The 24,034-nt window shown below is 63.6% G+C and carries 26 protein-coding genes; 20 read left to right on the top strand and 6 right to left on the bottom strand.

The features are described 5' to 3' along the window. Positions 1–187: 187 nt before the first annotated feature. Entirely contained in the window at positions 188–799 is a 612-nt protein-coding gene (locus tag BTN82_RS14070; RefSeq protein WP_075119720.1) for an FMN-dependent NADH-azoreductase, read from the bottom strand. A gap of 127 nt (positions 800–926) precedes the next feature. On the opposite strand from BTN82_RS14070, the gene BTN82_RS14065 reads away from it, so the two are divergent. Next, positions 927–1,835 carry a LysR substrate-binding domain-containing protein gene (locus BTN82_RS14065; RefSeq protein ID WP_075119719.1) on the top strand — a complete coding sequence of 303 codons (909 nt, stop codon included), beginning with the start codon at positions 927–929 and terminating at the stop codon, positions 1,833–1,835. Between the two features lie 23 nt (positions 1,836–1,858). Continuing rightward, the gene (locus tag BTN82_RS14060) at positions 1,859–2,203 is read left to right on the top strand and encodes an MmcQ/YjbR family DNA-binding protein (protein ID WP_075119718.1); all 345 of its coding nucleotides are present in this window, start codon (positions 1,859–1,861) and stop codon (positions 2,201–2,203) included. 15 nt (positions 2,204–2,218) lie between these two features. Here BTN82_RS14060 and BTN82_RS14055 read toward each other — a convergent pair whose 3' ends face one another. Both BTN82_RS14055 and BTN82_RS14050 read right to left on the bottom strand, forming a co-directional pair. Further along, on the bottom strand, positions 2,219–2,638 hold the full coding sequence (locus tag BTN82_RS14055; protein ID WP_075119717.1) for a DUF1294 domain-containing protein: 420 nt from the start codon (positions 2,636–2,638) through the stop codon (positions 2,219–2,221). Then, a complete protein-coding gene (locus BTN82_RS14050; protein ID WP_075119878.1) occupies positions 2,638–3,468 on the bottom strand; it encodes an undecaprenyl-diphosphate phosphatase in 831 nt (276 codons plus the stop codon). The genes BTN82_RS14055 and BTN82_RS14050 overlap by 1 nt, the downstream gene beginning before the upstream one ends. Before the next feature lie 283 nt (positions 3,469–3,751). On the opposite strand from BTN82_RS14050, the gene BTN82_RS14045 reads away from it, so the two are divergent. The 9 genes from BTN82_RS14045 to BTN82_RS14005 all read left to right on the top strand — a co-directional run bounded on the left by BTN82_RS14045 (position 3,752) and on the right by BTN82_RS14005 (position 11,941). Next, on the top strand, positions 3,752–5,386 hold the full coding sequence (locus tag BTN82_RS14045) for a methyl-accepting chemotaxis protein (RefSeq protein WP_075119716.1): 1,635 nt from the start codon (positions 3,752–3,754) through the stop codon (positions 5,384–5,386). Between the two features lie 105 nt (positions 5,387–5,491). After that, positions 5,492–6,058, top strand: coding sequence for a nicotinamide riboside transporter PnuC (gene pnuC / locus BTN82_RS14040; RefSeq protein ID WP_075119715.1), 567 nt, complete (start codon positions 5,492–5,494; stop codon positions 6,056–6,058). Continuing rightward, on the top strand, positions 6,055–6,579 hold the full coding sequence (locus tag BTN82_RS14035; protein ID WP_075119714.1) for an AAA family ATPase: 525 nt from the start codon (positions 6,055–6,057) through the stop codon (positions 6,577–6,579). The genes pnuC and BTN82_RS14035 overlap by 4 nt, the downstream gene beginning before the upstream one ends. A 352-nt stretch (positions 6,580–6,931) precedes the next feature. Beyond that, positions 6,932–7,384, top strand: a complete 453-nt coding sequence (locus tag BTN82_RS14030) for a hypothetical protein (protein ID WP_075119713.1) — start codon at positions 6,932–6,934, stop codon at positions 7,382–7,384. A 1-nt stretch (position 7,385) separates the two neighbouring features. Continuing rightward, a complete protein-coding gene (locus BTN82_RS14025) occupies positions 7,386–7,964 on the top strand; it encodes an adhesin (protein ID WP_075119712.1) in 579 nt (192 codons plus the stop codon). A 62-nt stretch (positions 7,965–8,026) separates the two neighbouring features. Continuing rightward, positions 8,027–9,058, top strand: a complete 1,032-nt coding sequence (locus BTN82_RS14020) for a heme utilization protein (RefSeq protein WP_075119711.1) — start codon at positions 8,027–8,029, stop codon at positions 9,056–9,058. 63 nt (positions 9,059–9,121) lie between these two features. After that, a complete protein-coding gene (locus BTN82_RS14015; RefSeq protein WP_075119710.1) occupies positions 9,122–9,802 on the top strand; it encodes a C39 family peptidase in 681 nt (226 codons plus the stop codon). Between the two features lie 42 nt (positions 9,803–9,844). After that, on the top strand, positions 9,845–10,591 hold the full coding sequence (locus BTN82_RS14010) for a hypothetical protein (protein WP_075119709.1): 747 nt from the start codon (positions 9,845–9,847) through the stop codon (positions 10,589–10,591). A gap of 51 nt (positions 10,592–10,642) precedes the next feature. After that, the gene (locus tag BTN82_RS14005; protein WP_075119877.1) at positions 10,643–11,941 is read left to right on the top strand and encodes a transporter; all 1,299 of its coding nucleotides are present in this window, start codon (positions 10,643–10,645) and stop codon (positions 11,939–11,941) included. 61 nt (positions 11,942–12,002) lie between these two features. Here BTN82_RS14005 and BTN82_RS14000 read toward each other — a convergent pair whose 3' ends face one another. Further along, positions 12,003–13,328: a sigma-54 dependent transcriptional regulator gene (locus BTN82_RS14000; protein ID WP_075119708.1), complete on the bottom strand. Its 1,326-nt coding sequence runs from the start codon at positions 13,326–13,328 to the stop codon at positions 12,003–12,005. 353 nt (positions 13,329–13,681) lie between these two features. On the opposite strand from BTN82_RS14000, the gene BTN82_RS13995 reads away from it, so the two are divergent. Next, entirely contained in the window at positions 13,682–13,948 is a 267-nt protein-coding gene (locus BTN82_RS13995) for a hypothetical protein (protein WP_075119707.1), read from the top strand. A gap of 249 nt (positions 13,949–14,197) precedes the next feature. Here the strand turns inward: BTN82_RS13995 and paaX are convergent, their stop codons facing one another. Together paaX and paaY are read right to left on the bottom strand one after the other, a co-directional pair. Beyond that, positions 14,198–15,121, bottom strand: a complete 924-nt coding sequence (gene paaX, locus BTN82_RS13990) for a phenylacetic acid degradation operon negative regulatory protein PaaX (protein WP_075119706.1) — start codon at positions 15,119–15,121, stop codon at positions 14,198–14,200. An 84-nt stretch (positions 15,122–15,205) separates the two neighbouring features. Next, positions 15,206–15,802: a phenylacetic acid degradation protein PaaY gene (gene paaY / locus BTN82_RS13985; RefSeq protein ID WP_075119705.1), complete on the bottom strand. Its 597-nt coding sequence runs from the start codon at positions 15,800–15,802 to the stop codon at positions 15,206–15,208. Positions 15,803–16,168: 366 nt separating this feature from the next. Here paaY and paaF point away from each other — a divergent pair, with 366 nt between their 5' ends. The 8 genes from paaF (at position 16,169) to paaB (ending at position 24,028) form a co-directional block, all read left to right on the top strand. Then, positions 16,169–16,942 carry a 2,3-dehydroadipyl-CoA hydratase PaaF gene (gene paaF, locus BTN82_RS13980; protein WP_075119704.1) on the top strand — a complete coding sequence of 258 codons (774 nt, stop codon included), beginning with the start codon at positions 16,169–16,171 and terminating at the stop codon, positions 16,940–16,942. 50 nt (positions 16,943–16,992) lie between these two features. Continuing rightward, positions 16,993–17,784, top strand: a complete 792-nt coding sequence (gene paaG / locus BTN82_RS13975) for a 2-(1,2-epoxy-1,2-dihydrophenyl)acetyl-CoA isomerase PaaG (protein ID WP_075119703.1) — start codon at positions 16,993–16,995, stop codon at positions 17,782–17,784. A gap of 2 nt (positions 17,785–17,786) precedes the next feature. Next, positions 17,787–19,304 carry a 3-hydroxyacyl-CoA dehydrogenase PaaH gene (paaH, locus tag BTN82_RS13970; RefSeq protein WP_075119702.1) on the top strand — a complete coding sequence of 506 codons (1,518 nt, stop codon included), beginning with the start codon at positions 17,787–17,789 and terminating at the stop codon, positions 19,302–19,304. Then, a complete protein-coding gene (gene paaI, locus BTN82_RS13965) occupies positions 19,297–19,746 on the top strand; it encodes a hydroxyphenylacetyl-CoA thioesterase PaaI (RefSeq protein WP_075119701.1) in 450 nt (149 codons plus the stop codon). The genes paaH and paaI overlap by 8 nt, the downstream gene beginning before the upstream one ends. Further along, positions 19,739–20,944, top strand: coding sequence for a 3-oxoadipyl-CoA thiolase (gene pcaF, locus BTN82_RS13960; protein ID WP_075119700.1), 1,206 nt, complete (start codon positions 19,739–19,741; stop codon positions 20,942–20,944). Before paaI ends, pcaF begins: the two co-directional genes overlap by 8 nt. 246 nt (positions 20,945–21,190) lie before the next feature. Then, complete coding sequence (paaK, locus tag BTN82_RS13955; protein WP_075119699.1) at positions 21,191–22,513, top strand: phenylacetate--CoA ligase PaaK; 1,323 nt, start codon at positions 21,191–21,193, stop codon at positions 22,511–22,513. Positions 22,514–22,690: 177 nt separating this feature from the next. Next, on the top strand, positions 22,691–23,680 hold the full coding sequence (paaA, locus tag BTN82_RS13950) for a 1,2-phenylacetyl-CoA epoxidase subunit PaaA (protein ID WP_075119698.1): 990 nt from the start codon (positions 22,691–22,693) through the stop codon (positions 23,678–23,680). A gap of 66 nt (positions 23,681–23,746) precedes the next feature. After that, the gene (gene paaB, locus BTN82_RS13945) at positions 23,747–24,028 is read left to right on the top strand and encodes a 1,2-phenylacetyl-CoA epoxidase subunit PaaB (protein WP_007926505.1); all 282 of its coding nucleotides are present in this window, start codon (positions 23,747–23,749) and stop codon (positions 24,026–24,028) included. Positions 24,029–24,034: the final 6 nt, after the last annotated feature.

Raw genomic sequence — 24,034 nt, 5'->3', positions numbered from 1 at the left:
TTGCGCTGGCCCGAGATCAGCCTGGGTGAGGCCGAAGCAGCAACCGGCCCTGCAAATCAACTGCATAACCCGGGCCAGAACCCATAAGGCACGCACACGAAAAACTCCGTACCGCGCGGCCTGGTGGGCAGCGCAATACAGAGTTTAGAGGGCCTTGCCTGGGCTGTAAGCGACTTTTACACAAGCCTTACGCAGCGGCGAAAAGCGGCCCGCTGATCTGTGCCTGGGCGTCGCTCATGGCTTTGTTGCGCACTTCGTCACCGTACGCCAGGCCGTGGGCGCGGACGAACTCGATATCGGTAACACCCAGGAAGCCGAACAGCACTTTCAGGTAGTCCTCGTGGGCCACACCAGTGGCCTGGCCGGCATGCAGGCCGCCGGCGGTGGAGACCACCACGACTTTCTTGCCGCCGCACAGGCCTTCAGGGCCGGCTTCGGTGTAGCGGAAGGTCTGGCCGGCGACGGCAATGCGGTCGATCCAGGCCTTGAGTTGGGTCGGGATGGTGAAGTTGTACATCGGTGCGGCGATCACCACGGCGTCCGCGGCGATGAATTCGGCGAGGGTCGAAGCGCTCAGCTCGGCTTCGTGTTGCTGGGCGGCGTTACGCACCTCGGCCGGGGTACCGGCGGCGACCAGGGTGGCGGAACTGAAATGGCTGATGGCGTCGCTGGCCAGGTCGCGGTAGGTCACTTCGACGCTGGCGTCGGCGTTTTTCCAGGCCTTGACCACGCTTTCGCTCAACTGACGGGAAGCCGAGTTGTCGCCCAGGATGCTCGAATCGATATGCAGCAGTTTCATTGGGGATGCTCCAAGTGAGGATCGCGCGGGGCGATCGATTGTGGACAATCCTACAGGCGAAACCAATAGTCGATTAGTCGGCACAAATGCGATAGTTTGTCCCATCAGCAGGACAGTCGAGTCAGATATGCAAGACCTCAACGATCTTTATTATTTCGCCAAGGTAGTGGAAGCCGGTGGTTTCGCCGCCGCCGGACGCTTGCTGGGGGTTCCCAAATCCCGCTTGTCGCGGCGTATTGCCGAACTGGAAGAACGGCTCCACACCCGCCTACTGCAACGCACCACCCGGCAATTGAAGCTGACCGCGGTCGGCGAACGTTACCTGCGGCATTGCCAGGCCATGCTGCTGGAGGCGGAAATGGCCGACGAAGCGGTGGCCAGCATGTCCAGCGAACCGCGCGGGCGGCTGCGGGTGTCCTGCCCAGTCGGCCTGGCCCAGGACATGTTGCCGAACGTGGTCAGCTCGTTCCTCGAGCAGTTCCCCCAGGTACAGCTGGACCTGCAATTGATGAACCGCCGGGTCGATGTGATCGCCGAAGGCATCGACGTCGCCTTGCGCGTCCGCGAGCACGGTGACGAAGACCCGCTGCTGGTGACCCGGCGCCTGCGCCAGGCGCGGACCGTGATGGTGGCCAGCCCGGCGTTCGCCCGGGAATGGCCGGTCCACAGCCCCGAGGACCTGAGCCAGGTGCCAGTGCTCGGCGCGCTGGAAGCCGACCGCCTGGTGCACTTGCGCATGCTCGATGCCCAGGGCAACAAATGCGACCTGACGTTGGAAGCGCGCCTGGGCATCGACGACTTTGGCGTGCGCCGTACCTGCGCCCTCGCCGGCCTGGGCTGTACCATCCTGCCGATGATGTATTGCGAAACGGAGCTGCAAAACGGCCAGTTGGTGCAACTGCTGCCCGAATGGTCGCTACCGGGCGGCTGGCTGCAAGCGGTCTACCCTCATCGGCGTGGGGTATTGCCGGCGGTACGGGCCTGGATCGAGCATGTGAGCGAAGCCTTCAAAGGCTGTGGGGAGCGCACGTTATGAGCACGGCGGTAAAAGCAAAGACCATGACCGAAACGGATGTCGCGCACTTCTGCCTGGGCTTGCCGGGGGCGCGCGAAGACTACAAATGGGGCGGTATGCGGGTGTTTTCCGTGGCCGGCAACAAGATGTTCGCCCTGCAGGGGCTGCGGGGCGAATCCCTGGCGTTCAAGGTCGACAAGGAGCTGTTCCTCGGCCATGTCGACCGGCCCGGCATCGCGCCGGCGCCGTACCTGGCGCGGGCGCACTGGATCATCATGCAGGTGCCCTACCCGCTGGGCGCCGCCGAGCTGCAAGCGTTGTTGCAGCGCTCGCACCAACTGGTGGTCGGCAAACTGCCCAAGCGCGTGCAGGTCGGCCTGCTGCTCTGACGCGGACGTCGCGCCCTAGAACAGCGCGAACAGGCTGGCGTCGAGAAACAGCCGGTCGATCCAGAACACCTGGTGCAGCAGCACGATCAGCCAGAACACCAACTGGTAGGAAACCTTGCGGGTCTTGTGGCGAAAAGCCTGCTGCGCCAGCAAGGCGCCTGGCCAGCCGCCGGCCAGTTCCACGGCGTGCAGGACGTTTTCCGGGGTCCGCCAGCTGTCGCTGCGGGCCTTGCGCTTGTCGCTCCAGTAGAGGAAAAACGCCAGCACGCTGACCGCGCCGTAAGCCAGCAGCGGCACCCAGGAAATCCCCTTCACGCCCAGCACCAGCGAGCCGCCCAGCGGCAAGGCACAAAGCAGCACGAACACCGCGACCTTGAGCCGTGGCTGCTGGATCCGCGCCCCTTGGCCGGGGCGGTTCTGGTTGCGCCCGTCCATCAGCCGTGGACCGAGGTCCAGTCGACCCAGCCGAACTGCCAGGTCGCGAGGATCACCAGGCCGAAGACGATCCGATACCAGGCAAACGCCGCGTAGCTGTGGTTGGCGATGAACTTGAGCAGGCCCCTGACCGCGATCATCGCGAAGATGAACGAGGTGATGAAACCAATGGCGAAGACTGGCAGGTCGTCCGGCTGGAACAGGTGGCGGTACTTGTAGCCCGAGTAGACCGCGGCGCCGACCATGGTCGGCATGGCCAGGAAGAACGAGAACTCGGTGGCGGTCTTGCGCGACAAACCGAACAGCAGGCCGCCGATGATGGTCGAGCCCGAGCGCGACGTTCCGGGAATCATCGCCAGGCACTGGGCGAAACCGACCTTCAAGGCGTCTTTCCAGGTGATCTCGTCCACCGTATTGGCGTGCACTTCGTGCTGGCGCCGTTCGGCCCAGAGCATGATCACGCCGCCCACCACCAGTGCCGCGGCAACGGTGATCGGGTTGAACAGGTACTCATGGATCAAGTCGGCGAAGATCACCCCCAGCACCACGGCGGGCAGGAACGCGATCAGCAGGTTGATGGTGAAACGCTGGGCGTTGCGCTGGGTCGGCAAGCCGGTGACCACGTCGAGGATCTTGCGGCGAAATTCCCAGACCACGGCGAGAATGGCGCCCAACTGGATGATGATGTTGAACGCCATCGCGCGCTCGCCGCCAAAGTTGAGCAAGTCGGCGACAATGATCTGGTGACCGGTGCTGCTGATGGGCAGAAACTCCGTCAGCCCTTCTACGATGCCTAAAATCAATGCCTGTACGGCGGTCCAAAGTTCCATCAATCCCCCGAAGGTCATGCCGTGGCATGCCTCTTAGTTTTTCTTCAATGTTCACTGACGCGTGCGTCGCGGATTCGCGGCCGCAATAGGATCCTCATCGCCCCTGAAAATTCCGTGAAAAATCAGCGGATTCAGGTTTTTCGCAATGAGGCCGAAATCCTAGCAGACATGTTCGATAAACGCTGTCGCGTTGAGAGAATCGCAGAGGCCTGAATGCAAGGAGCGAGACGGTTGATGTACAGGGCGTTCCATCACAAGAAAAACAATCGGGAGTGACAGATTCATGAACAGCTTACGTAGAGTCTCGATCAGCCGCCGGCTGTGGCTCATCCTGATTGTCGCGGTCCTCATGCTGCTGACGCTGGGCATGCTGATGCTCAAGCAGATCCATGACGACCTGTACCACGCCAAGGCGCAGAAAACCCAGCACGTGGTACAGACCGCCAACGGCGTGCTGGCCTACTTCCATGGTCTGGAAAGCGCCGGCACCCTGGACCGGGCCACCGCGCAGAAGCAGGCGCTGAGCGCCATCCGCGGCCTGCGCTACGACCAGAACGACTATTTCTGGATCAACGACCTGACGCCGGTCATGGTCATGCACCCGGCCAACCCCAAGCTCGACGGCCAGAACCTCGCGGCGATCCGCGACCCGGACGGTTTTGCCGTGTTCAACGAGATGGTCGCCATCGCCAAGGCCAAGGGCGCCGGCATGGTCAACTATCGCTGGCCGAAACCCGGTGCCAGCGAACCGGTGCAGAAGACCTCCTATGTCCAGCTGTTCGAGCCCTGGGGCTGGATCATCGGCTCCGGGGTGTACATCGACGACGTGCAGGTCGAGTTCCGCAGCCAGTTGCTCAAAGCCTCGGTCGTCGGCATCGCCATTGCCCTGATCATGGCCCTGCTGGTGCTGCTGATCGCCCGCAGCATCGTCCGTCCGTTGCAGGAAACCGTGCACGCCATGGCCAACATCGCCAGCGGCGAAAGCGACCTGACCCGAGCCCTGGACACCCACGGCCAGGACGAAGTCACCGAGCTGGCCCGGCACTTCAATGGTTTCACCGCCAAGCTGCGCCTTGTCGTCAGCCAGTTGCAGGTGTCGGCCTCGGCCCTGGCGCAGTCCTCCGCCGACCTGGGCAACAACGCCAGCCAGGCCCAGGAACGCAGCCAGCAGCAGTCGCAGCAGATGGAGCTGGTGGCCACCGCGATCAACGAGGTGACCTACGGCGTGCAGGACGTGGCGAAAAACGCCGAGCACGCAGCCAGCGAAATGCGCGATGCCGAAGCCCAGGCCCAACAGGGCCAGGTCAATATCGACGGCAGCCTGCAACAGATCGACCGGCTCTCGGGCACGATCGACCAGGCGGTGGAGGTGATTCGCACCCTGGCCCAGGAAAGCACCCAGATTGGTAGCGTGCTGGAGGTGATTCACTCGATCGCCGAGCAGACCAACCTGCTGGCGCTCAATGCGGCGATCGAAGCCGCCCGCGCCGGCGAGCAGGGCCGCGGGTTCGCCGTGGTGGCCGACGAAGTGCGCCTGCTGGCCCAGCGCACGCAGAAATCCACCGCCGAGATCCAGGCGATGATCGAGCGGCTGCAAGGCCATTCGGAAGCCGCGGTCAAGGTCATCGGCGACAGCAGCCGCGCGTCGCAGCAAACCATCGAACAGGCCGGGCTGGCCGGAGAAAGCCTGAACGCCATCGGCCAGGCCCTGCGTAACCTCAACGGGTTGAACGCCTCCATCGCCAGCGCCACCCTGCAACAGGCCCATGTGGTCGAAGACATCAACCAGAACGTGACCCAGGCCGCCGGCCTGTCCCACAGCACGGCCCTCGCGGCCGAGCAGTCCAGCGCCGCCAGCCGGCACCTCAAGGAATTGAGCGAGCAACTCAACGGCCTGCTGCGTCAGTTCCGGGTCTGACACCGCGCGTGGCGGGGTTCGCCCCGCCACGATTGCCGGCCTTCACTGACGCGCAACGCGACTTCTGGTTACAATCCGCCCCCCTCCTCCTTCCTGGTAGTTTTCATGTCCGCGCTTGAACTGTTCGCCGCTGCACTCGGCGTGATCGCCGTCTGGCTGACAGTCAGGCAGAACCCCTGGTGCTGGCCGATCGGCCTGGTCATGGTGCTGCTCTACAGCTGGATCTTCTTCGAGGTGAAGCTGTATTCGGACATGTTGCTGCAAGTGGTCTACGCCGCCCTGCAACTCTATGGCTGGTGGCAATGGACCCGCGGTGGCGCCAGCCATCAGGGCCGCCCGGTCAGCCTGTTGGCACCCCGTTCGATGCTGTTCGGCCTGGGCCTCGGCGCTATCGGCAGCCTGCTGCTCGGCGCCGCCATGGCCCACTGGACCGACGCCGCGCAACCCTGGCTGGATGCCGCGCTCACCGCTTTCAGCCTGGTAGCGCAAGGGTGGATGGCGCAGAAACGCGTGCAATGCTGGCCGCTGTGGATCGTCGTCGACGTGATTTTCGTCGGCCTGTTCATCTACAAGGACCTCTACCTGACGGCCGCGCTGTACGGCCTGTTCACCTTGCTGGCCGTGCAAGGCTGGCGCGCCTGGCGGGCCGACCCGGCGCTGCGCCCGGCATGAAGGTCGTGGTCTTGACCGGCCCCGAGTCCAGCGGCAAGAGCTGGCTCAGCGGCCATTTGCAGGCGCGCTTCGGTGGCATCCAGGTCGGCGAATACGTGCGCTACTTTATCGAGCAGAACCTGCGCGATACCTGCCTGGCGGATATCCCGCAGATTGCCCGCGGCCAATTGGCCTGGGAAGACCAGGCCCGGGCTCAACAGCCACCGCTGCTGATTCTCGACACTCACCTGTTGAGCAACCTGCTCTGGAGCCAGACCCTGTTCGGCGCGTGCCCGGACTGGCTGGAGCATGAGCTGCTGGCGCGCCGCTACGACCTGCACCTGCTGCTCTCGCCGGAAGACGTCGGCTGGAGCGACGACGGCCAGCGCTGCCAGCCCGAACTGAGCGAACGCCTGGCGTTCTTCAGGGCGACCAGCGACTGGCTGGCGCGCCACCAACAGCCCTTCGAGGTCATCCGCGGCGACTGGGAGACCCGCCGCCAGCGGGCGTTCGAGCTCGTCGAGAGGTTGCTGGCCGGCTGATCGAGCCCCCTGGCCCAGCGCGCTTTTTCGCCAGCGCCGCGTGCCCAAGTGTCCATTCCTGAAACACCCGCCCCCCTGCAAAAGCGCCAAATCACGGGGCTTTTCCGCGCTCGCTGCGACCTGTTAAACCGTTGATACACCCCCGCGCCAGCGCCCGTTCCAGAGCCTCGCCTCGGCAAAACCCGGTGCCGCCGGCCCCTGGGTGTCTCAGCGTTGAAACAACGCTGGGCCGTGAACCGCCCCTTGAACGACTAACCCCTTGAATCCATTGGACAATCAAAAAGCGGCACGGCTTCTGCTCTCTCCCTCGCAACGCTGACTAGGGCCAGCGCACAGAAGAAGGAATGCCGCCGTGGGGAATTTCAATTCAGGTTTGACCCGCCTCCTGCTGATCGGATGTGCCGTCAGCTCGATGCTCAGCCTCCCGGTCCAGGCGGCTGGCGACGGCAGAATCGTGCTTGACCGCGACGTCCAGCCCCATGCCGTCGGCCGCCCTCCGATGCATCCGGACCCCTACCCGACCACCGTCAACGCCAACCCATCGGCCCGGGTCACCCAGATGACCAACAACACCGAATTGAGCGACGGCGATTTTGCCGGGGTCAGCAGCGGTTCCACGATCAGCCGCAACGTCATGCCCAACGGCTCGAACCTGCCAGGCCTGAACGTCGTCACCAACCCCAACGGCATGGCCGGCATGAGCGCCGGTCACGGCGGCGGCAGCGGCGGCGCGATCTCCGGCTCCATCAACCGCTCCCTGAGTTCCGGCCTGGCTCCTTTGGGCCGACTGGCCGGAGGTCAATAAAATGAATCGTACGCTCGTATTGCTTGCACTGTTTGGCTGCACTTCGGTGATGGCCGACCCAGGCATCCAGGCGGTGGACACCGCCACCATTCAGAACTCCGGCGCCCGCTACAACGGCAACTTCAACGTCAACCAGGCGGCCGGCGACCAGCAGCAACAGACCAACACCCGCGCTATCGCCATCGGCACCGATGCCCATGCCACCACCGTGGTCCGGCAGAAACTCGGGACGCCGGCCAGCAGCGCGATCGACGCCAGCAGCAGCATCGGCGGCAACGCTTTCAGTAACGGCAATGGAGTCCTGGGCGTGAACCAGGGGGCCGGCGCCAACAACCAAATGGTCAACGCAATGCGGGTGAGCATCAGTGCCCAGCCGCAAAGCATTGATGACAGCGTCCTGTCCCAACAGAACGTGGCGCTGTTACCAGGCTCAGGAGCAACTGACGCTTCTAAAGGCAGCCGCCAGGTCGTTACCAGCGACCAGGCCTTCACCGGCAGCCGGGGGGTGATTCAGGTGAACCAGAGTGCCGGGGTGGGGAACCGAATGGCTAACACCCTGAGCATACGGGTCGCAGACTGACCCGCAGCAGTGCGATTAGAAAGTACCAACACTTAACCAACTAATAAGCACGGAGATACACCATGAAACCTACAATGGCTCTCAAACCACTGGTCTTTGCGCTCGCCGCAGTCATGGCAATCGCTGCACAAGCAGGCAACGACGACCGCGGTGGTCATAACGGCGGTCACAACGGTGGCCATAACGGCGGCCACAATGGTGGTCACAACGGCGGTCACGACCCACGCGGTCCAGACCTCAACACCCTCCTGCAAATCACTGCCGGCGCCGGGGCCGCCGTCATCGATGTGCAAGAAAGCGCTGGCAACGTTGTCACCAACCAAGGCACCAACAACAACGCCAAGGCCGACAACTCGCTGAACAACTCCAACGGCAACATGGGCGCCAACGTGGCTGCCGGCGACGGCAACCAACAAGACAACGCCGCCGCCCTGGCCACCGCCGATGAAAGCTTCATCTTCGGCACTGCAGTAGCCGCTTCCAGCGCTACCCAGGTGAACACCGCCAACTATGTGAAAAACTCTTCTACGCTGAACAACGCTACGTTGAACAACGCAGGGAACAACGGCTCCGGCAACATCGGCATCAACGTCACTGCCGGCGACTTCAACCAACAGAAAAACAACCTGGCAATCGCCGTATCCGGCGGACGCGTAGCCACTGCGGCAGCCGCGGCCAACCAAAGCTCCACTGGCCTGGTCGTGGAAAACAAAGGTGTGCGTACCTACAAAAAAGACACTCTCGTAGGCACCTTCTACGCCAAGGGCAGCTACAAAGGCACCGGCTCCGGCAAGATCGAAGGCGACGACGATCACCATGGCGGCGGCCATGGCAACGACAACCGTGGCGGCGGTCATGGCAATGACGATCAGAAGTTCACCTTCAAGGAACAAGGCTCGGTTGAACTGGCTGGCTACTGGACTCAGCAAGTGCTGACCAAAGACGGCTGGAAAAACCCAGTGGTGAACAACGCGTCGATGACCAACTCGATGAACGGCTTCTCCGGCAACGGCGGCGCCAACGTCTCGGCAGGTGTCGGCAACCAACAAAGCAACTCGCTGTCCATCGCTGCCGGCTGCAAAGCCTGCATGTAATCACGATCGTGACGAAAGCCCCGGAAACGGGGCTTTTCCACAGTCCCACAAGGCGTATCGATCATGCGAGTTGCTACCCTCTCCCTCCTGCTTTGCCTGACTGGCCTGGCTCAAGCCGCCCAGATGCCGGTCGCCGCGCTGCCTGGCGGCAACCTGGTGTTCAAACAGGTACAAAGCGTGCGCGAGCGCAAATTCGCCGACCTGGTCGAACAGAAGACCGACTTCAGCTGCGGCGCCGCCGCGCTGGCGACGGTGCTGCGCCAAGCCTACTGGCTCGACGTCGATGAGGAGCACATCATCAAAGGCATGCTGGCCAACGCTGACCAGAACCTTGTTCGTACCCAAGGTTTTTCCATGCTGGACATGAAGCGCTACATAGAAAGCATCGGCATGCGCGCCCGGGGTTACCGGATCCCTCCCGAAAAGCTCGAGGCGGTGACCATTCCGGTGGTGGTACTGATGGACATTCGTGGCTACAAGCACTTCGTGGTCATGCAGCGGGCACAGAAAGACTGGGTCTACATCGGCGACCCTGTCCTGGGCCACAAACGCTACTCCCACGAAGACTTCGTCAAAGGCTGGAACGGTATCGTCTTCGCCATCATCGGCCCCGGCTACGACAAGGCCAACGCCTTGCTCGACCCGCCCAACCCGCTGACCGCGAAGAACAAGCTGGATACCTTCAACCCGGTCAAAGACGCGGAACTGATGGACTTCGGCTTCATTCAGAGCGACTTCTTCTAGGGTCGCCAAGGAAAAAGGGGCAGGAAGCTCCGGGAGCAGCAGATGAAAACCTCTTACTGGCTGGCCGCCGCCTGCCTGTTAGCAAGTGTTCCTGCGTATGCCAATGCAGGGTTCAAGCCTATAGAAATCAAGGACCAGGAACTCTCCGAGCTCCGCGGTCGCTACGTCATGCCGGGGCGGATCATCAGTTTCGGCATCGTCATGAGCAGTACCTGGCGCAATGCCTCGGGCGACCTGATCGGCGCCACTACCGCCATGCAGATCCAGCAAGCCACGATCAAACCAGAATTCTATGTCTCCACGATCAAGGAAACCGGCAACGGGTCGACGCCGACCCAGGGCACCGGCAACGTGATCGGCGGCGCAGGCCTGGCCACCACCCAGGGGGTGACCCAGAGCGTACGCGCGGCGGGCGACGGCAACACCGCCTACAACAACGTCGCCATCGACGTCAAAGAAGCCAACCAGGCGCCGGCGCTGGTGCCGGCCCAGGGCCAACTGCTGATGAGCGGGCAGACCATCACCGGCAGCAACGCCGCGGGCAGCGTGGCGGTCTCCGCCACCGGCGGCGGCATCCAGCTGGCCATCCAGGCCAGCAACAACCAGGGCGCGGCGCTGCAACAAGTGGCCCAGGGCGGACTGCTGCAGAACACCCGCCTGATGGGCAACAGCAACCTGGTCAACAATCTGACCCAACTGAACGTCATTCTCAATAACAACGGGCCGAGTGTCGGCGCTCTGGACTGCAATCTGACCCAACTCAAGGGTCTTCGCAATTTGGGATATTGAACTACGCTGATTCTCGATCATTGGGCTTTATAAGAAGGGATGGCTTATTTCATGTATCGATCAGTTTCATTGCGCGCGGTTGTATGTTTGAGCACGCTGTTCCCGGCGGCGCTATTGCAAGCAGCCCCGAATGCTGATGTCGAGGCCCTGAAACAGGAATTACTGGAACTCAAGCAACGTTACGAAGTGCAGCAGAAGGCGTTGGCGGTATTGGAGCAACGGGTGCGCCAGGTTGAGGATCAACCGGCGTCGCCGCCGCCCAAACGCCTGGCCAAGTCGCCGGCCGACATGCGCGGCAACCAGCAGGTGGCGGGGGCCGGGGCCACCACCCAGGGCGCAACGCCCGCTGGCGGCAGTTCCTACGGACAGTCGCTCAAGGACGATTCGGAACCGGCGCAGAGTGTGTCCAACCTGTACGACGAAGCCAGCGGCTTCTTCGGCGGCGGCAAGTTCAGTGTCGAAACCGGCCTGACCTACTCCCGCTACGACACCCGGCAGTTGATCCTCAATGGCTTCCTGGCGCTGGACTCGATCTTCCTCGGCAACATCAACCTGGACCGGATCAAGGCCGACAACTGGACCCTCGACCTCACCGGCCGCTACAACCTGAACAACCGCTGGCAGTTCGACGTCAACGTGCCGGTGATCTACCGCGAATCGACCTATCAGTCCGGCGGCGCGCAGAACGGCGCGGCGGGGGTCACCAGCGAAAAAAGCGTGTCCAACGACCCGACCATTGGCGACGTGAACTTCGGCGTTGCCTACAAGTTCCTCGACGAATCGGTCAACAGCCCGGATGCGGTGGTGTCCTTGCGCGTCAAGGCGCCGACCGGCAAAGACCCGTTCGGTATCAAGCTGCGCCAGGTCCAGGACAACACCAACCTGTTCGTCCCGGATGACCTGCCGACCGGTAACGGCGTCTGGTCGATCACCCCCGGTATCTCGCTGGTCAAGACCTACGACCCGGCGGTGTTGTTCGGCACCCTCTCCTACACCCACAACCTGGAAGAGTCGTTCGACGACATCAGCTCCACGGTCAACCAGAAGACCCCGGGCAAGGTCAAGCTGGGCGACAGCTTCCAGATCGGCATGGGCGTCGCCTTCGCCCTGAACGAGAAGATGAGTATGTCGTTCTCGGTGTCGGACCTGGTCCAACGCAAGAGCAAGCTCAAGGAAGACGGCGGCGACTGGCAATCGGTGGTATCCAGCGACGCCAACGCCGGTTACTTCAACGTCGGCATGACCCTGGCAGCCACCGACAACCTGACCATCGTGCCCAACCTGTCCATCGGTCTGACGGACGATGCGCCAGACTTCACCTTCAGCCTGAAATTCCCCTACTACTTCTAACCACAAAGGCAAAAAAAGGCCCGCTGCGATCCCTCGCAGCGGGCCTTTTCATTGCACCGCCCTAGCGGATCTGATGCTTGTGCAGCAACCGGTAAAAGGTCGGGCGCGACACCCCCAGCACCCTGGCTGCGACGCTCAGGTTGTCGCTGTGCCGATTCAACACGTCGCACAAGGCCTGGCGTTCGGCCCGATGCTTGTAATCCTCCAGCGTGCCCATGGGCGCGATGCTCGCTTGCGGGCTGAGCAACCCCAGGTCGCGGGCCTCGATCTGCCGTCCTTCGGCCAGCACCAGGCCGCGCCGTACCCGGTTGGCCAGCTCGCGGACATTGCCCGGCCAATCGTGCTTGCCCATGGCCACCAGCGCGTCCTCACTGAAACTGCGCGGCCGACGCCCGGTTTCCTGGCTGTAGAAATGGGAAAAATGGCTGGCCAGCATGCCGATGTCGCCGTGCCGCTCGCGTAACGGCGCGGTGATCACCTGCAACACGTTCAGCCGGTAATACAGATCCTCGCGAAAACGGCCCTTGTCGATCGCCGCTTCGAGGTCGACGTGGGTCGCCGCCAGCACCCGCACATCCACCGGAATCGGCTGGCTGCCGCCTACCCGCTCGATGTGTTTTTCCTGGAGGAAACGCAACAGGTTGGCCTGCAGCTCCAGGGGCAGATCGCCGATCTCGTCGAGAAACAATGTGCCGCCGTGGGCCGCCTCGATACGCCCGACCTTGCGCTGGTGGGCGCCGGTAAAGGCACCCTTTTCATGGCCGAACAGCTCGGACTGGATCAGGTGCTCGGGGATCGCCCCGCAATTGATCGCCACAAAGGGTTTGCTGTGGCGCTGCGACTGGCGGTGCAGGGTCCTGGCCACCAGCTCCTTGCCCGTGCCGCTTTCGCCGCGGATCAACACCGGCGACTCAGTGGGCGCCAGCTTGCTCAAGAGTTTGCGCAAATCGCGGATCGGCCGGCTGTCGCCCAGCAACTCGTGCTCGGGCTGGTCGATATGGATATGCCCCTGGCCGCGCAGGCGGGCCATGCCGAAGGCCCGACCCAGGGTCACCTGGACCCGCGAGACATCGAACGGCAGGGTATGGAAATCGAAGAACCACTCGCAAACGAAATCCCCGACATTCTGCAAACGCAGCACATCCGGGCTGAGCACCGCGATCCACTCGGTGCCGCTGCGGCTGATCAGTTCCTTGACCGCCTCCGGCCGCTCCAGGTGGTAAGGCTGCAAGCGCAACAGGCCGACATCGCAACTGTGCTCGACGGCCGACTCCAGGTCGCAGCTGTCGACGTCCCAGCCCACCGTGCGCAATCCGGGCAACAGGCGATGGCAATCGTCGCAGGGGTCGACCACGAGAAGGCGGCGTTGGGCGGTCGCGTCAAGCATGACTGTTCCTTGGCGCCAAATAGAGGAAAAGTTATTAGAAACAGTAGTTTGGCGAACCTGGCTGTAACATTAGCAAGAACTTGACAGGGTCTTGTATCGATTGTTTATAGCGCCCATCACCAATTGGACTAACTGCTACATGGATCCAAAAAGCCGCCTTACTTCCTCGCCCCGAATCTTTCATTGCGCTTTCAAAAGAAGGCTCTGAATCGCGGATGTGAACAAAAGTTGTAAATTCCGGTCTTTCTATGTGACCTGATCCCGGGTTCGAGACATCAGTACAAGTAACCAGCCGAACGGTAAGCCCAACCGACGGCACATCATTTGATTGGGCACATTAGAGAGAAGACCCCATGAACGCCCCGCTCCGTATCAACGAAGCACTTTTGATCGCCGACCGCGCATTCCAGCCGTTCCAATGCGTCGCCTGGGCCCCACAAGACGGTAACGGCGAACTGAGCCTGACCGTCATCGACCGCACCAATACCCGCATTGGCCGCAAACAGATTCCAAGCAGCGCCTACTCCGATCCGTCGCAACTCGAAGACCTGCTGAAACAGGCCCGCGCCGAACTGAGCGAGGAAGGTTACGCACTGCAATCCTGGACCATGCCGGAATAAGAATTGCTCACGCAGATCGCTTTCGGGCGATCTGCGTTATTTTGTCGCAGTTGATATAGAACAACCCTGGCCAGTTCGCAGAAGTGCAACTTCAACTGCCTGGCTTATTCCCTCGCCCGCCTGTTCCAGGCACCGATTCCAACTCCGCTTACAGCCACTTTTATTAGCGCCTTAGTCTGCCTCTGACATGGCCTTTTAGTGCCTGCGCACAATCCCGGCCGACACAACCGCCGTCCCCCATGGAAACTTCTACTTCAAGCCGCCAAAGCGCCGGTAGAAACTTTCGCCCACATCCGGCAACGGACCGTCGGCGTTTTCCAGGGCGTCGTTGAGCCATTCCTCGGCCTTGGCATAGATCAGGCGATAGATATTGCGACACAACTGCCGCGCCGCCCGGCCTTCCCAATCGCCGGGGAGCAACTCGTCCGGAAGCTGTGGATCGCGCAGCAGCAGCTTGCGGTACTCGTGAATCAACAGCAGGCGCGCCAGGAAACAATCGGCCGGCTGCAGTTGCTCCTGTTCGCGAAGCACCTGCCAGAGCGGCCGGAACAGCTGGATGAACTCGCTGTAATGGGCCGCCAGCTCGTCGATGTTCCAGCTTTCGCGCACCTGCAGGCGCAGTGCCTTGGAGGCCAGCACATCCTGTGCGGTGGTCTCGAACACAATGGTGTCTTCCTGGGCACCGAGGTCCTGCAGCGTGGCACTGACATCCGCCCGATCGCTGCGCGGACACGCCAACACCAGCGGCGAAATCGCGCCGAAGCCTTGCCACTCCAGCTCTTCGCGCACCTGCTTGCGCTTGTCCAGGCCCAACTGCGACAGCATGACCAGGCACCAGGAACCGTCCCAAGCCGGGACACTGGCGTTGTAGACGCGTTTGAACGCCTTGTCGAAACGCCGGCGCCCGGTGCCGGTCAGGCTGTAGTAGCTACGGCGCCCGACTTTCTCGGCGGTCAGCCAGCCTTCCTTGGTCAGGCGAAAGATCGACGTGCGGATCAGGCGCTCGTTGATCCCGATGGGTTCGAGCAACTGGATCAGGCTGCCCAGCCACACGGTGCCGCCATGGGGCTCGATGGCATCGCCATACAGGGTAATGATCAGCGAGCTGGCCCGAATCGGCGTCTGCTCCTGGAAACGGCTGATGAGGTGATTCAACGGGGCTAGGGACGACATGGACGTACCGGAAAAAAGAAAGAAATATACCGGGTTTCAACGGTATCGAGTGATCTGGACAGCGCGACCGAGACGCCTGGCCGGTCACTGAGCGGATTTTTTCGCACGCAAGCCGCTGTCGCTGATTCGCCGCCGATCGGCTTCGGGCTCCGCGAGCGGCTCGCAGGCACGCATCTGCTCCAGGCAGCGCCTGGCCAATTGCTGGTATTCCCGGGTGCCGGCCTGCTTCCAGTGCACTTCTTCATCGCTCAACGAACGTTTGACAGTGGCCGGGGCGCCCATGACCAGCGACTGCTCCGCGCACTCGAAACCAGCCTTGACGAACGCCGCCGCGGAAACGAAGGAACGGGCAGCGATATGGGCGTTGTCCATGACCACCGCGTTCATGCCCACCAGCGCGTCGGCGCCGATCCGGCAGCCGTGCAATACCGCACCATGGCCGATGTGGCCGTTACGCTCGACCACCGTGTCGCTGTCGGGAAAACCGTGCATCACACAGGTGTCCTGCACGTTGGCCCCCTCCTCCAGCACGATCCGCCCGAAATCGCCACGCAGGCTGGCCAGTGGGCCGATATAGCAATACGCGCCGACTATCACGTCGCCGATCAGCACCGCGGACGGGTGCACATAAGCACTGGGATGAACCACCGGGGTCAGGCCGTCGAGGCTGTAGCAGGTCATGAGGCATTCCTTGTAGAGAGTACGTACACCGGCGCAAAGCGATGCACTGGCTTTCTATTTTTGTATCACATCATGACCCACCACTAAAGCGCAAAAACCGTATCGCTTGCCAGCCGTCCTGTTCTTTGCCGAAAACCCTTGTTCATACTGGCTTATAGTCAATGTCCTCTAGCTTTCAAGCGGCTATTCAGCAGGCACGGCCCTCGGTGAAGCGATAAACAGGCGCTCACAATAGGACACATTAATAATATTTTGATATTGCATTTATGTATCGCATTGGAGATATACTCGGCGAAAACCGGCTCCCCAGCCGATCCAATAACAAGCCGGCCCTGGCGCCGAGCGTGCACCCAGAGGGCACCCGCCATGCCTCGAACCCTTGCTGTCGAACACCTCGATGGCGGCGTTTTACTGATTACCCTGCAACGCCCCGCCGCCCTGAACGCCCTGACCACCGAACTGCTCGGCGAGCTGTCGGCGGCCTTGAATGCCGCCCAGGCCGACGCCGAGACCCGGGTCGTGGTGTTGACCGGCAGTCGCAAGGCGTTCGCCGCCGGCGCCGACATCAATGAAATGGCCGAGCGTGATCTCACCGGCATCCTCAACGATCCGCGCCAGGCTTCCTGGCAACAGATCACCGCCTTCGCCAAGCCGCTGATTGCCGCGGTCAATGGCTTCGCCCTGGGTGGCGGCTGCGAGCTGGCCATGCACGCCGACATTCTCATCGCCGGCGAAGACGCCCGCTTCGGCCAGCCGGAAATCAACCTCGGGATCATGCCAGGCGCCGGCGGCACCCAGCGCCTGTTGCGGGCCGTGGGCAAATCCCTGGCCATGCAGATGGTCCTCGGCGGCGAATCGATCGATGCCCGCCATGCCTTGCGCGCCGGCCTGGTCAGCGAGGTGACCCAGCCGGAGTTCACCCTCGAGCGGGCCCTGCGACTGGCCCGGCTGATCGCCGGCAAGGCGCCGCTGGCCCTGCGCCTGGCCAAGGAGGCGCTGCTGCGGGCGCAAGACTGCGACCTCGCCGGCGGCCTGCGTTTCGAGCGTCACGCCTTCACGGTTCTGGCGGGCACCCGCGACCGCGAAGAAGGCATCCGTGCCTTCCGGGAAAAACGCCCGCCACATTTCACCGGCCACTAGGCCGGCGGCCGGCCCACGACTCCAACGACCTTGCACAGAGCGCCAGAACCATGAACTTCGAACACATTCTGTTTTCCGTCGAGGCAGGCGTCGCCCTCCTCAGCCTGAACCGCCCCGAGCAACTCAACAGCTTCAACGCGCAGATGCATGGCGAGGTTCGCGAGGCGCTCAAGCAATTGCGCGCCAACCCCGAAGCCCGCGTGTTGCTGCTGACCGGCGAGGGCCGCGGCTTTTGTGCCGGCCAGGACCTGAGCGACCGTAACGTGGCCCCGGGCGCCGAAGCGCCGGACCTGGGCGACTCCATCGAACGCTTCTACAACCCATTGATCCGCCAATTGCGCGACCTGCCGCTGCCGGTGATCTGCGCCGTGAACGGCGTGGCGGCCGGCGCCGGGGCCAACATCCCCCTGGCCTGCGACCTGGTCCTGGCTGCCCGCTCGGCAAGCTTCATCCAGGCGTTCTGCAAGATCGGCCTGATCCCCGACTCCGGCGGCACCTGGACCTTGCCGCGCCTGGTCGGCATGGCGCGGGCCAAGGCCCTGGCCCTGCTGGGCAATCGCCTGACGGCCGAGCAGGCCGAGCAATGGGGGCTGATCTATCGCTGCGTCGAGGATGCCGAGTTGCGCGACGAAGCCCTGGCGCTCGCCCGCCACCTGGCCAGCCAGCCCACCTACGGCCTGGCGCTGATCAAGCGCAGCCTCAACGCCAGCCTGAACAACAGCTTCGACGAGCAACTGGAACTGGAAAAAGACCTGCAACGCCTGGCCGGGCGCAGCGAGGACTACCGCGAAGGCGTCAGCGCCTTCATCGAGAAACGCACACCGACTTTCAAGGGACGCTGAACATGAGTGCACTCAACGCCCAGGCGCGCATCGCGGTGGTCGGCGCCGGTTCGATGGGGGCCGGCATCGCCCAGGTCGCGGCCCAGGCCGGCCACCCGGTATGGCTGCTGGACAATCGCCCCGGGGCCGCGGCACAAGCCATCGACAGCATCGGCCGACAGCTCGACAAGCGCGTGCAGGCCGGCAAGCTCGCTCCCGAGCTGCGCACCGCGACCCTGGCCCGGTTGCACGCGGCCGACTCGATCGAGCAACTGGCCGACAGCGAGCTGGTCGTCGAAGCCGTGGTCGAGGACCTCGACGTCAAGCGCGCGCTGTTTCGCCAGCTGGAAAACCTGTGTCGCGACAGTTGCATCCTGGCCAGCAATACCTCCTCGCTGTCGATTACCCGTATCGCCGCCGGCCTGAGGCGCCCCGAGCGCCTGCTGGGCCTGCACTTCTTCAACCCCGCGCCGGTCATGGCCCTGGTCGAGGTCGTCTCGGGGCTGGCCAGCGACCGACGCCTGGCGCAATGCCTGTACGACACCGCGAAAAACTGGGGCAAGCAGCCGGTGCACGCCCGCTCCACCCCGGGCTTCATCGTCAACCGCGTGGCCCGGCCGTTTTATGCCGAGAGCCTGCGCCTGCTGCAGGAAGGTGCCGGCGATTGCGCCACCCTCGATGCCCTGTTGCGCGAGGCCGGCGGGTTTGCCATGGGCGCCTTCGAGCTGACGGACCTGATCGGGCATGACGTCAACTACGCCGTGACCTGCTCGGTGTTCGCCGCCTATTACGGCGACAGGCGTTTTCAGCCGTCGCTGATCCAGCAGGAACTGGTCGATGCCGGGCATTTCGGACGCAAGAGCGGCCAGGGTTTCTATGCCTACGCCCAGGGCGCGGAACGTCCGGCGCCGGTCGAACTGCGCAGCGCGCAAAACGTCGAGCACTGTGTGGTAGAGGGCGACCTTGGCGCGGCCCGCGGCTTGCTGCAACGCCTGCGCGCTTCCGGCGTGCGCCTGGTCGAGCGCGACGGCAGCGGCCTGCTGCGGGTCGGCGACGCGGTGCTGGCGCTCAGCGACGGGCGCCTGGCCAGCCAGCGCGCCCGCGACGAAGGCCTGGACAACCTGGTCCTGCTGGATCTGGCGCACGACTACGCCACGGCCGGCCGGGTGGCCATCAGTTGCTGCGCCGCCATCAGCCCGCAAGCGCTCGACCAGGCGGTGGCGCTGTTGCAGCGCGCCGGGCTCAAGGTCAGCCGGCTGGACGACAGCCCGGCGCTGTTGGTCCTGCGCACCGTGGCGATGCTCGCCAACGAAGCCAGCGACGCGCTGTTGCAAGACATCGCCTCGGCGACGGACATCGACCTGGCCATGCGCGCCGGAGTCAATTACCCCGAAGGCCCCCTGGGCTGGGCCGATCGCATCGGCCTGCCTTACGTGCTCCAGGTCCTGGAGAACCTGCAGGCGGCCTACGGCGAAGAACGCTACCGGCCTTCCCTGCTCCTGCGTCGCCGGGTCACCGAAGGGAGGAACCTGCATGCTTGATCATCCTGCCATGAGCCTGGCCCGCGCCTGCGCGCAGGACCTGTTCAACCGCGACAACGCCAGCCAGGCACTGGGCATGTGCCTGCTTTCGGTGGCGCCGGGGGCCGCCCGGCTGGGCATGAGCGTGCGCGAAGACATGTTGCAGGGCCACGGTACCTGCCATGGCGGCTTCCTGTTCGCCCTGGCCGATTCGGCCTTCGCCTTCGCCTGCAACAGCTACGACGAAGCCACGGTGGCCCTCGGTTGCAGCATCGACTACATCGCCCCGGCACGCCTGGGCGACACCCTGACCGCCGATTGCGTCGAGCAGAGCCGCAGCGGTCGTACCGGCAACTACGACGTGCGGATCGAAAACCAGCAAGGCGTACTGATCGCCTTGTTCCACGGCAAATCCTACAAAGTGCGCGGCCCGGTGCTGGCGCAGGAGAGTCCCCATGAATGACGCCTTGATCATCGATGCCGTCCGCACCCCGATCGGCCGCTACGGCGGCGCCCTGAGCAGCGTGCGCAGCGACGACCTCGGCGCCGTGCCGCTGCGGGCCCTGATGCAGCGCCACCCCCAGGTCGACTGGAGCCGCGTGGACGAAGTGATCTACGGCTGCGCCAACCAGGCCGGCGAAGACAATCGCAACGTGGCGCGCATGTCGGCGCTGCTGGCCGGGCTGCCGGTGGAGGTTCCCGGCACCACCCCCAACCGCTTGTGCGGCTCCGGCCTGGACGCCATCGGCAGCGCCGCCCGCGCCCTGCGTTGCGGCGAGGCCGGGCTGGTACTGGCCGGTGGCGTCGAGTCGATGTCCCGCGCGCCGCTGGTGATGGGCAAGGCGCAGACCGCGTTTTCCCGCCAGGCCGAACTGTTCGATACCACCATCGGTTGGCGCTTCGTCAACCCGCTGATGGAACAAGGCTTCGGCATCGACTCGATGCCGGAAACCGCGGAAAACGTCGCCGCGCAGTTCGGCATTTCCCGCGCCGACCAGGACGCCTTTGCCCTGCGCAGCCAACAGCGAGCCGCCGCCGCGCAAGCCAGCGGACGCCTGGCCAGGGAAATCGTCGCGGTGCCGATTCCCCAGCGCAAGGGCCCGCCGACCCTGGTCGAACACGACGAGCACCCAAGGGGCGACACCACCCTTGAACAGCTACAGAAGCTCGGCACGCCGTTCCGCCAAGGCGGCAGCGTCACCGCGGGCAACGCCTCGGGGGTCAACGACGGGGCCTGCGCGCTGTTGCTGGCCGATGCCGCGAGCGCCCAACGTTATGGCCTCAAGGCCCGCGGCCGAGTGCTGGCCATGGCCACCGCGGGGGTTGAGCCACGGATCATGGGCATCGGCCCGGTGCCGGCCACCCGCAAGGTGCTGGAGCTGGCGCGCCTGAGCCTGGCGGACATGGCAGTGATCGAACTCAACGAGGCGTTCGCCGCCCAGGGCCTGGCGGTGCTGCGCGAGCTCGGCCTGGAGGACGACGACCCGCGGGTCAACCCCAATGGCGGCGCGATCGCCCTCGGGCATCCGCTGGGCATGAGCGGCGCACGCCTGGTGACCACGGCCCTGCACGAACTGGAGCTGCGCCAGGGCCGCTACGCCTTGTGCACCATGTGCATCGGTGTCGGCCAGGGCATCGCCCTGATCATCGAACGACTTTAGGCCCTGTACGACAAGTGGCTACGCTCGGTCATGCTGCGTTAAAAACAGGCTCGGAATGCTCATGTAGGAACCTACACTCCGCTTCCTCGCCTGTTTTTGCCTTGCCTGACCGTCGCTCGCCGACTTTTCGTACAGGCCCTAAGACCAGATACCCCCGCGCCCGGAGTCCCGACGGGTATCCTTGGCGCAGACACTCAGGAGTCGCCCGCCGGTGGCTCGACACACAACAATAATTCGAGTGAATCCATGAACATGCCAATTGCCAAAGCCGTGCTCGACCCCGTGCTGGACCCGATGGAGACCGCCAGCGTCGACCAGCTGCGCGAGCATCAGCTGGAACGCCTGCGCTGGAGCCTGAACCACGCCTACCGGAACGTGCCGCTGTACCGCCAGCGCTTCGACGAGCTGGGCGTGCACCCGGACGATGTCCGCAGCCTGGACGACCTGGCCCGGTTCCCGTTCACCTGCAAGTCCGACCTGCGTGACAACTACCCCTACGGCATGTTCGCGGTGCCCATACAGGACGTGGTGCGCCTGCATGCCTCCAGCGGCACCACCGGCAAGCCGACGGTGGTCGGTTATACCCAGAACGACATCGACACCTGGGCCAAGGTGGTCGCGCGCTCGATTCGCGCCGCCGGCGGCCGGCGCGGCGACAAGGTCCATGTGTCCTACGGCTACGGCCTGTTCACCGGCGGCCTGGGCGCGCACTACGGCGCCGAACGCCTGGGCTGCACGGTGATTCCGATGTCCGGCGGCCAGACCGAGAAACAGGTGCAACTGATCAAGGATTTCCAGCCGGACATCATCATGGTCACCCCCTCCTACATGCTCAACATCGCCGACGAGATCGAGCGCCAGGGCATCGACCCGCAACAACTGGCCCTGCGCCTGGGGATCTTCGGCGCCGAACCCTGGACCGCCGAACTGCGCAGCGCCATCGAGCACCGCCTGGGCATCACCGCGCTGGATATCTACGGGCTCTCGGAAATCATGGGGCCGGGCGTCGCCATGGAATGCGCCGAAACCAAGGACGGACCGACCCTGTGGGAGGACCATTTCTACCCCGAGATCATCGACCCGGTCACCGGCGAGGTGTTGCCGGACGGCCAGATGGGCGAGCTGGTGTTCACCTCGCTGAGCAAGGAAGCCTTGCCGATGATCCGCTATCGCACCCGCGACCTGACCCGCCTGCTCCCCGGCACCGCGCGCCCCATGCGGCGGATCGACAAGATCACCGGGCGCAGCGACGACATGCTGATCATCCGCGGGGTCAACGTGTTTCCGACGCAGATCGAGGAGCAGGTGCTCAAGGTCAGGCAGCTCTGCGAATGCTACGAGATCCATCTGTACCGCAGCGGCAACCTCGACAGCGTCGAGGTGCATGTGGAGCTCAAGAACGAACATCGGCACCTGGGCGACGAACAGCAGAAAGCCATCTGCGGCGAACTGAGCCGGCACATCAAGACTTATATCGGTATCAGCTCGCGTATCGTTTTGCGCCCCGCCTTTTCCCTCAAGCGCTCCGAAGGAAAGGCCAGCCACGTGCTGGATCACCGCGACAAATAGCGGCCAAGCCTAACCAGCCCTGCCTCGACAGGGCTTTTTTTTGCCTATTGGAAAGTCGCGGAGGGCAAAGCGATACAAAAACAAAATACGACACCTTATTTTATGTTTGATATTTATTTTTGTATCACATATAACGTTCCCCATGCCCAGGCAATCCTTCACGGCAGGAGACGCAACATGTACGCACAGCTGGTAGAGACCGGAGTCAAAAGCATCAAGCCCCGCTCGGAGATGTCCGAACAGGAACGCGCCTTCCAGGAAAAAATCGATTCGGAAATCAAGATCGAAGCCAAGAACTGGATGCCGGATGCCTACCGGCAAACCCTGATCCGGCAGATTTCCCAGCATGCCCATTCGGAAATCGTCGGCATGCTGCCAGAAGGCAACTGGGTGACCCGCGCCCCGACCCTCAAACGCAAGCTGCAACTGATGGCCAAGATCCAGGACGAAGCCGGCCACGGCCTGTACCTGTACAGCGCGATGGAAACCCTGGGCGCCGACCGCGACGAGGAGATCGCCAAGCTGCACAGCGGCCGTGCCAAGTACTCGAGCATCTTCAACTACCCGACGCTGAACTGGGCCGACATGGGCGCGGTGGGCTGGCTGGTGGACGGCGCGGCGATCGTCAACCAGGTGGTGCTGCAACGCACCTCCTACGGCCCCTACTCCCGGGCCATGGTGCGGATCTGCAAGGAAGAGAGCTTCCACCAGCGCCAGGGCTACGAAATCCTCCTGACCATGATGCGCGAGGGCAACCAGGCGCAGAAGGACATGGTCCAGGACGCCATCGATCGCCTGTGGTGGCCGGCGCTGATGATGTTCGGCCCCAGCGACGAGCACTCGCCCAACAGCGCGCAATCCATGGCCTGGAAAATCAAGCGCCAGAGCAACGACGAACTGCGCCAGCGCTTCATCGACCAGACCATCCCGCAACTCGAACTCCTGGGCTGCACCTGCCCGGACCCGGACCTTGCGTGGAACGCCGAACGCGGCCACTACGACTTTGGTGAAATCCAGTGGGAAGAATTCTACGAAGTGCTCAAGGGCAACGGCCCGTGCAACCAGGAACGCGTCGCCACCCGGCGCAAAGCCATCGAGGACGGCGCCTGGGTCCGCGAAGCCGCGGTCGCCCACGCCCGCAAGAAAGCCAATAAAAACGCCGCGTGAACCCTGGCCGCGGCCCAACCGCGACCACGGCGACAGCGCTTCAACCCCTGATGTGGAGTGACCCTGATGTCTGAATGGACCCTCTTCGAAGTTTTCGTGCGCAGCAAGCACGGGCTCAACCACAAGCACGTCGGCAGCGTGCATGCCGCCGACAGCGCCATGGCCATCGAGAACGCCCGCGAGCTCTACACCCGCCGCAGCGAGGGCGTCAGCCTGTGGGTGGTGCCCTCGGCGCTGATCGTGGCCTCGTCCCCCGACGAAAAGGACCCGCTGTTCGACCCGGCGGACGACAAGGTCTACCGCCACGCCAGCTTCTACGAGCTGCCGGCCGAAGTCGGGCATATGTGAGGTCGA

Origin of the sequence: Pseudomonas chlororaphis (assembly GCF_001921865.1) — a bacterium.
Taxonomy (GTDB): Bacteria; Pseudomonadota; Gammaproteobacteria; order Pseudomonadales; family Pseudomonadaceae; genus Aquipseudomonas; species Aquipseudomonas chlororaphis_D.
Note: the sequence above shows the minus strand (reverse complement) of the source record. Positions and strands in the feature narration are given on the sequence as shown.